The sequence below is a fragment of the Kitasatospora sp. A2-31 genome (genome assembly GCF_022288725.1).
Classification (GTDB): Bacteria; Actinomycetota; Actinomycetes; order Streptomycetales; family Streptomycetaceae; genus Kitasatospora.
Window position 1 is genome coordinate 34,026 of sequence record NZ_JAKNTA010000025.1, and the last position, 8,316, is coordinate 42,341.

The following is an 8,316-nucleotide window of genomic DNA, read 5'->3' on the forward strand; positions in this document are numbered from 1 at the left end:
CCGGCGAGAGCGCACAGCTCTACCGCCGGCAGGGCGAGATGCGGATCTGCGTAGCCGCCGCCGAGCGGCTCTCCGGACTGCGGGACACCGTCCCGGTCGGCAGCACCCTGCCGATGAAGGCGGGCTCGGCCGCCCAGGTGCTGCTCGCCTGGGAGGAGCCCGAGCGGCTCCACCGCGGACTCCAGGGCGCCCGCTTCACCGCCACCGCGCTGAGCGGCGTCCGGCGGCGCGGCTGGGCCCAGTCCATCGGCGAGCGCGAGCCGGGCGTCGCGTCCGTCTCCGCGCCCGTGCGCGGCCCCTCCAACCGGGTGGTGGCCGCCGTCTCCGTCTCCGGCCCGATCGAGCGCCTGACCCGCCACCCGGGCCGGCTGCACGCCCAGGCCATCATCGAGGCCGCCAACCGGCTCACCGAGGCCCTGCGCCGCGGCTGAGCGCCGAACCGACCGAAAGGGCCCGCGCACACCGTGCGCGGGCCCTTTCCGCGGAAACACCCGGAAATGCGAAAGGCCCCGGATCACCGGGGCCTGCATTTCTCTGGCTGGGGTACCAGGACTCGAACCTAGACTAAATGAACCAGAATCACTCGTGCTGCCAATTACACCATACCCCAACAAAGCATTCAGCCGATGGGCGCGTCTCCTAGAAGACGACAACCACCGGCTTCCGCTCTGGTACCCCCGACCGGATTCGAACCGGCGCTACTGCCGTGAGAGGGCAGCGTGCTAGGCCGCTACACAACGGGGGCTTCCTGGCGATCCCTTGCGGGATCAGTACCCCCGACCGGATTCGAACCGGCGCTACTGCCGTGAGAGGGCAGCGTGCTAGGCCGCTACACAACGGGGGCTTTCCAGGTGATCCCTTGCGGGATCAGTACCCCCGACCGGATTCGAACCGGCGCTACTGCCGTGAGAGGGCAGCGTGCTAGGCCGCTACACAACGGGGGCTTGATCTTCAGTTGTCCTGCTCGCACTGTTCGTACTGCAGGGGTACTGCGCTGGGGTACCAGGACTCGAACCTAGACTAAATGAACCAGAATCACTCGTGCTGCCAATTACACCATACCCCACCAGAGTTGAACCCTCGTCGGGCCCCGCTCAGGCGTTGCGACCTCTCGTTCGGAACCGGCGGGGGTTTCGCTCCCTCGTCCGTTCCCTCCCGGGCGGCGCAGAAAGAACATTACCCGACGTCTGGCCTGGCTCCAAAATCGATAACCCCAGGCCGTGGCCGGGGCGGCTGCGGACCAGGTCGGAACCCGGCCCGCAGCCGCCCCCGGAGGGGCCTCAGGCGGCCGGGAGGGCCGCCAGGGCGGCGCTCAGCCGGCGCAGCGTCTCGGGGCGCCCGAGCAGCTCCATCGACTCGAACAGCGGCGGCGAGACCCGGCGGCCGGTGACGGCCACCCGCAGCGGCGTGAAGGCGAACTTGGGCTTGATGCCCAGGCCGTCCACCAGCGCCTCGCGCAGTGCGGCCTGGATCGGCTCCGGGGTGAAGTCCGCCAGCGACTCCAGCGCCTTGATGCTGGCCTCCAGCACCGGGCGGGCGTCGGCGGTGAGCACCTTGGCCGCGTCGTCCGGGTCGACCGCGAAGTCGTCCGGGTCGACGAAGAGGAAGCCGGCCATGTTCACGATCTCGCTCAGCACGACCATCCGCTCCTGGGTGAGCGGCGCCACCTTGGCCAGCAGCTCCAGCTGCTCGGCGCTCGGCTCGGCCGGCAGCAGGCCGGGGGCCTGCAGGTACGGCACCAGGCGGCGGACGAACTCCTCCGGCGCGAGCCTGCGCACGTGCTCGGCGTTGATGTGCTCGCACTTCTTCAGGTCGAAGCGGGCCGGGTTGGCGTTCACGTCCGCGATGTCGAACGCCGCGACCAGCTGCTCCGTGCTGAAGATGTCGTCGTCGGCGGAGAGCGACCAGCCCAGCAGCGACAGGTAGTTGAGCAGGCCCTCGGGGATGAAGCCGCGCTCGCGGTAGAGGTTGAGCGAGGCCTGCGGGTCGCGCTTGGAGAGCTTCTTGTTGCCCTCGCCCATCACGTACGGCAGGTGGCCGAAGCGCGGGGTGGTGCCGTTGCCGACGCCGATCTCGGCGAGCGCCGCGTAGAGCGCGATCTGGCGCGGGGTGGAGGAGAGCAGGTCCTCGCCGCGGAGCACGTGGGTGATGCCCATCAGCGCGTCGTCGACCGGGTTGACCAGGGTGTAGAGCGGCGCGCCGTTGGCGCGGACGATGCCGTAGTCGGGCACGTTCTCCGGCTCGAAGGTGAGCGTGCCGCGCACCAGGTCGTCGAAGGCGATGGTGCGGTCGGGCATCCGGAAGCGCAGGATCGGCTCGCGCTTCTCCAGCTTGTAGACGGCGACCTGGTCGTCCGTCAGGTTCCGGCAGTGGCCGTCGTAGCCGGACGGCTTGCCGGCCGCGCGGGCGGCCTCGCGGCGGGCGTCCAGCTCCTCGGTGGAGCAGTAGCAGTGGTAGGCGTGGCCGGCCTCGTGCAGGCGGCGCGCGACGTCGGCGTAGATGTCCATCCGCTGCGACTGCCGGTACGGCGCGTGCGGACCACCGATCTCCGGGCCCTCGTCCCAGTCGAAGCCGAGCCAGCGCATGGCGTCGAGCAGCTGGTCGTACGACTCCTCGGAGTCGCGGGCGGAGTCCGTGTCCTCGATCCGGAAGACCAGCGTGCCGCCGTTGTGGCGGGCGAAGGCCCAGTTGAAGAGGGCGGTCCGGACCAGGCCCACGTGCGGGTTCCCGGTCGGGGACGGACAGAAGCGAACCCGAACGCTCGGGTCAGTGTTAGCCACGCTTGATCACCTTGTTGGTGAGAGTGCCGATGCCTTCGATGGAGACGGCGACCTCGTCGCCGACGTTGAGCGGGCCCACCCCTGCGGGTGTGCCGGTGAGGATGACGTCGCCGGGCAGCAGCGTCATGGCCTCGGAGATGTGGACGATCAGCTCGGCCACCGAGCGGATCATCAGGGAGGTCCGCCCGGTCTGCCGCAGCTCGCCGTTGACGGTGCAGGTGACGGCGAGGTCGGCCGGGTCGAGGTCGGTCTCGATCCACGGGCCGAGCGGGCACGCCGTGTCGAAGCCCTTGGCCCGGGCCCACTGGCCCTCGCGCTGCTGGACGTCGCGCGCGGTGACGTCGTTGGCGCAGGTGTAGCCGAGGATCACCTCGGGCACCCGGTCCAGCGGCACCTCGCGGCACATCCGGCCGATCACCACGGCCAGTTCGGCCTCGTGGTGGACGTCCGAGGAGAACGGCGGGTAGGCGATCGACTCGGTCGGGCCGATCACCGCGGTGGACGGCTTGAAGAAGGTCAGCGGGACGTCGGGGACGTCGTTGCCGAGCTCCGCCGCGTGCGCCGCGTAGTTGCGGCCCACCGCCACGATCTTGTTGGGCAGCATCGGGCTGAGCAGCCGGACGTCCTGGAGGCGGTAGCTCTCGCCGGTCGGCTGGGGCTGACCGAACGGGTGGCCGGCCAGCGCGTGGACGACCAGAGACTCGGGCTGGGCGGGATCGCCCTCGACCACGCCGAAGGAGACGCTGCCGGCGGCAGGGCTCCCTTCCCGGACGGAAAACCTGGCAATGCGCACGGCTGGGCTACCCCTCGCTTCGTCGGCCGCCCGGGGCGCGCCCGGGCGCTGGTGGGCGCCCCGCCCTCGGTGAGCGCGGCCCCGTCAATCGTCGTCCAGGCTATCGCGCGGGCCCCTCCCCGTCCGCTTTGCCCCTGTTCAGCGCGGGTTGCGACACACGGCACGAGCGGGCGAACCCCACCCGGGGTCGGTGACAGGCGAGCGGGCGAACCCCGCCCCGAGCTTGGCCGCAGGCGAGCGGGCGAACCCCGCCCCGAGCTTGGCCGCAGGCGAGCGGGCGAACCCCGCTCCGAGCCGAAGGGACGCGCCGGTGCCGAAAGCGAGGAGCGACAAGCGAGGCACGAGCGCCGGAGCGACGACCGTCGGCACCGGGCCCAGAGCGCCCCGGAGGCGAGCGGGCGAACAACTGGCCGTGGCCGCACCGGAACGGTGCGGCCACGGCTCCCCTGGAAGAGGGTGGGTCCGGCCCGCGCGGGCCGGCCGGGTCAGTCCTGCGGGACGGCGACGACCGGGGCCACCATCAGCTTGGTGCGGCGCGGGTTGGCGGTGCTCGACGGCAGCTCGGTGCCGTAGGTCACCACGTCCTCGGGCTTGCGGGCACCCGGGATCTTGCTGAAGTCCTCGACCGAGGCCAGCGTGGTCCGGCGCGGGTTCGCCGTCGAGCGGCAGGACAGCGTGGACTTGGTGGCGGCCTTCTTCGCCTGGGACATCGCGTCAGCACCTCGGTGTCGCGACCGGCGCACCGCTACGGATCGGCACCGGCCTGAGTGGGTTCGGGGGATTGCGGGCAGGCTGAATCGAGGCCGTGCTCCGGAGACAGCCAGGTTACGGATCTCATTCCACAGCCACCGTGACCAAAGCTACACATTGACCTGTGATTTTGCTCACAAATTGGAAATCAATTCTCAAATATCCGACATGTCGCCGCATCAGGTTTCGCCGACATAATTCTTATTTCGGACATTTGGGAAGGGTCGCTCACCCTGTTGATCTAGGGCCAACTTGGCATGTATGCGTCGAGTGTCCGAAAAGGGCGGTATTCCGGTCCGGTTACCGCACAGTCTGTGAAATCCTGCGCGCGGTCGGTAGCGCCACCCCGCGCACCCTGGCGGCCCTTGTTGGGATTCCCCGGCTGTGCTGGAATGCCACGGACCGTGGGTAGGGAGCAGTCCACCCCGGTGACCCGCTCTCCCGGACCGGCCGGGGAGCGGATGGAAACTCCACACCGTCCAGGCCGCGGCGACGCGGCGGGACGCCCGGTCCAGAGGTTGCGACGCCAGTGCAGGGACGTTTCAAAAGGGGTAGCGGCGCCGCGGGTGACCCGGAGTCGCGTGAGCCTGTGGCAGCCCCCCAGCAGGCGGCGGCGCTCGGTGGCCCGGCCGAGCCGGCGCCCGAGGTGGGCGGCCGCCCCGACGACAACCGGGACGACCGGAAGTCCACCCGGGACAAGCTGCGCAAGACCCTCACCCGGCGGCGCGCCACCGGTGTGAGCCGGCTGGCGATGCGCAACTGGCGGATCCGTACCCGCCTGATCGCCCTGCTCACCCTCCCCGTGCTGGTCGCGCTCGTCCTCGGTGGCCTGCGCATCCAGACCTCGCTCGAGGCCTCGCAGCAGCTCGCCCAGATGGCCAACCTCTCCGACCTGGCCAAGAAGGCGACCAGCCTCGCCGACGCCCTGCAGAACGAGCGCGACGTCAGCGCCGGACCGATCACCCACGACCCGAACGCGCCGCTCGACGACGACATCGTCAACGCCCGCAAGATCACCGACGATCTGAACCGCACCTTCACGGCCTCCTCGGACAAGTTCGAGAACCTCGAACTCTCCGGCGGTAAGGCGCTGCTGTTCCAGATCCGCCGCGACCTGAACTCGATCTCCGACGCGCGCGGCAACCCGTACCAGAACAACCAGAACATCCAGGCCACGATCACCGCCTACGACGTGATCATCCGCGACCTGCTGGCGATCTCGCAGGACATCGCGCTCGCGTCCAACAACCGCGACCTGGTGCGCGCCACCCGCGCGCTCCAGCAGTTCTCGCTGGCCAAGAACGTCACCTCGCAGCAGCGCGCGCTGATCAGCGCCGCGCTCGCGAACCCCAAGAGCCCGGACCTGAGCCTGAGCGACGAGTCGTTCGGTATCCGCCTGCGCACGTCCTACGACAACGCGCTCACCGGGTTCAACAACATCTACACCTCGCACGACCTGGACAACCTGCGCGGCCAGCTCAGCTACAACAACGTGGTCGCCGACGCCGACCGCTACGCGCGCTCGATCCTCCAGCAGAGCGGTATCCACCAGACCGAGCCGGTCAGCTACAAGGACTGGTACGAGAAGATCACCGCCAAGATCACGGCCGAGCGCCGGATCGAGGCGAAGCTGATCGAGGACCTCGACGGCAAGGCCCAGGACCTGCAGGCCGCGGCCGACACCGAGGCCCTGATCACCGGTGCCGCCGTCGCCCTGGTGCTGCTCGTCGCCCTCGGTGGCGCCGCCGTCATCGCCCGCTCGATGGTGCGCTCGCTGACCCGCCTCCAGGCCGCGGCCGAGGACGTCGCCGAGCGGCGACTGCCGGAGCTGGTCAAGACGCTCTCCGAGAGCGACCCGCACGACGTCGACGTCACCGTCGAACCCGTGGCCGTCGACTCCACGGACGAGATCGGCCACGTGGCGCACGCCTTCGACATGGTGCACAGCGAGGCGGTCCGCCTCGCCGCCGAGCAGGCCCTCCTCCGCGGCAACATCAACGCGATGTTCACCAACCTGTCGCGCCGCAGCCAGGGCCTCATCCAGCGCCAGCTGTCGCTCATCTCCGAGCTCGAGAGCCGCGAGGCCGACCCGGACCAGCTGGCCAACCTCTTCAAGCTGGACCACCTCGCGACCCGCATGCGCCGCAACGGCGAAAACCTCCTCGTCCTCGCCGGTGAGGACCCGGGCCGCCGCTGGACCCGCCCCGTCCCGCTGGTCGACGTGCTCCGCGCCGCCGCCTCCGAGGTGGAGCAGTACGAGCGCATCGAGCTCGCCGCGGTGCCGTCGGCCGAGGTCGCCGGCCGCGTCGTCAACGACCTCGTGCACCTGCTCGCCGAGCTGCTGGAGAACGCGACCTCGTTCTCCAGCCCGCAGACCCGCGTCCGGGTCACCGGCCACGCCCTGCCGGACGGCCGGGTGCTGGTCGAGATCCACGACACCGGTATCGGCCTCAGCCCCGACGACCTCGCCGACATCAACGAGCGCCTCGCCAACCCGCCGACGGTGGACGTCTCCGTCTCCCGCCGCATGGGCCTCTTCGTGGTCGGTCGCCTCTCGCTCCGCCACGGCATCCGGATCCAGCTGCGTCCCAGCGACTCCGGCGGCACCACCGCGCTGGTCATGCTCCCGGTGGACGTCACCAACTCCGCCGACCGCCGCGCCCCCGGCCGCCCCGGCCCGGCGCAGGCCAAGCAGCAGCGCGGGGTCGCCCCGACGCCGCGCCAGCAGCGCCAGATGCCCGGCGGCCCGGGCGGCAACCCGGCCGCGCTCGGCCAGGGCCCGGCGGGCGGCGCCCCGCAGGGCCGTCCGCAGCTCGGCCAGGGCGGTCCCGGTGCGCCGGGCGGTCCGGGCGCGGGCCGGGGCGGCCGCAACGGCGGTCTGCCGACCCGACAGGTCGGCAAGGCGCTGCGCGACACCCCGATGGCCCCGCCGGGCCGGGCCCCCCAGCAGCAGGCCCCCCAGCAGCAGGGCCCCCAGCAGAACCAGCAGCCGAACCAGCAGGGCGGCCTGCCGCAGCGCACCCCGGGCCGTCAGGGCCCGCCGCAGGGCGGCCCCGGCGCGCCGGGTGCGCCCGGCGGCCTGCCCCGCCGCGGTCAGCAGCAGCCCGGTCCGGGCCCCCGGACCGGCGAGCAGCCCCAGCACGGCTGGGCCGACCAGTCGGGTCGTCCGGGTGCGCCGCAGGGCGCCGCCCGCCCGGGCAACCGCCCGCAGGACGGCCTGCCGCAGCGTGGCCGTCCCGGCCAGGCCCCGCAGGGCCCCGGCGGCCAGGGCCCGCAGGGTCCGCGCCGGCCGCAGCGCCCGGGCCCGCAGCAGCAGGGGCGCCCCCAGCAGCTGCCGGCCCAGCAGGCTCAGCACGCCCAGCCGCAGCAGCAGCCGCAGCAGGCCCAGCCGCCGCAGCTCCCCGCCCAGCAGGCCCAGCCCCAGCCGCTGCCGGCGGCCGAGTCCGCGATGGAGAGCACCGCGCAGTTCGCCCGGCCGCGCTTCGAGGCCAGTGAGATCGACCCGCGTGACCCGCTGGGCCTCGGCCTGGTCGAGCCGGTGCTGCCGGACGTGCCGAACCCGGTCCGTCCGGAGCCGGTCCGCCAGGAGCCGATGGCGCTGCCGATCGGTCCCTCGCAGGGCGGCGCCCCGGGCTTCGAGTCTCCGGAGCAGACCCGGCCCCAGCCGCAGCCGGGCCTGCCGGCCGAGGCCGCGCAGGGCCTCGGCCAGCAGTACCAGCCGCGCCGGCCGGGGACCACCGCGCCGGGCTTCCAGGACCAGCCGGCCCCGCAGGCCCAGCACCCCCAGGCCCCGCAGGGCCCGGCCGGCGAGGCCCCCTGGCGCCCGTCCGCCAACGACGAGCGCTGGCGCCGGGCCGAGCAGGTCCGCGAGCCCTCGACCAGCGGGGTCACCATGTCCGGCCTCCCGCGGCGGACGCCGCAGGCCAACCTGGTCTCCGGCACCGCCGAGGCTTCGCCGATGACCGGTCCGCAGGTGTCCCGGGCGCCCGAGGA

General features: G+C 72.1%; 5 protein-coding genes and 5 tRNA genes. 2 read left to right on the plus strand and 8 right to left on the minus strand.

The window, feature by feature from the left end; translation table 11 throughout:
* A partial coding sequence (locus MCM47_RS36830; RefSeq protein WP_305068071.1) for an IclR family transcriptional regulator occupies nt 1–431 on the plus strand: 431 nt, incomplete at its 5' end.
* A 104-nt stretch (nt 432–535) separates the two neighbouring features.
* On the opposite strand, the gene MCM47_RS36835 is transcribed toward MCM47_RS36830, so the two are convergent.
* The 8 genes from MCM47_RS36835 to MCM47_RS36870 form a co-directional block, all read right to left on the minus strand.
* Nucleotides 536–610 (minus strand) — tRNA-Gln (locus MCM47_RS36835).
* Nucleotides 611–669: 59 nt separating this feature from the next.
* Nucleotides 670–745, minus strand: a tRNA-Glu gene (locus MCM47_RS36840).
* A 26-nt stretch (nt 746–771) separates the two neighbouring features.
* Nucleotides 772–844: transfer RNA gene (locus MCM47_RS36845), tRNA-Glu, on the minus strand.
* 27 nt (nt 845–871) lie between these two features.
* A tRNA-Glu gene (locus tag MCM47_RS36850) sits at nt 872–944 on the minus strand.
* 50 nt (nt 945–994) lie between these two features.
* A tRNA-Gln gene (locus MCM47_RS36855) sits at nt 995–1,066 on the minus strand.
* Between the two features lie 214 nt (nt 1,067–1,280).
* Nucleotides 1,281–2,780, minus strand: coding sequence for a glutamate--tRNA ligase (gltX, locus tag MCM47_RS36860; protein WP_238951376.1), 1,500 nt, complete (start codon nt 2,778–2,780; stop codon nt 1,281–1,283).
* Nucleotides 2,773–3,573 (minus strand): fumarylacetoacetate hydrolase family protein, encoded by an 801-nt coding sequence (locus MCM47_RS36865; RefSeq protein WP_238951377.1) that lies wholly within the window; start codon nt 3,571–3,573, stop codon nt 2,773–2,775. Before MCM47_RS36865 ends, gltX begins: the two co-directional genes overlap by 8 nt.
* A 485-nt stretch (nt 3,574–4,058) precedes the next feature.
* The gene (locus MCM47_RS36870; protein WP_238951378.1) at nt 4,059–4,283 is read right to left on the minus strand and encodes a hypothetical protein; all 225 of its coding nucleotides are present in this window, start codon (nt 4,281–4,283) and stop codon (nt 4,059–4,061) included.
* A gap of 629 nt (nt 4,284–4,912) precedes the next feature.
* On the opposite strand from MCM47_RS36870, the gene MCM47_RS36875 reads away from it, so the two are divergent.
* Nucleotides 4,913–8,316: nitrate- and nitrite sensing domain-containing protein (locus tag MCM47_RS36875; protein WP_238951379.1), on the plus strand; the 3,404-nt coding region annotated here is incomplete at its 3' end.

What these genes read in the sequence shown, in the direction of transcription:
- MCM47_RS36870 (WP_238951378.1), bottom strand. Translation starts at nt 4,283, where the DNA reads ATGTCCCAGGCGAAGAAGGCCGCCACCAAGTCCACGCTGTCCTGCCGC.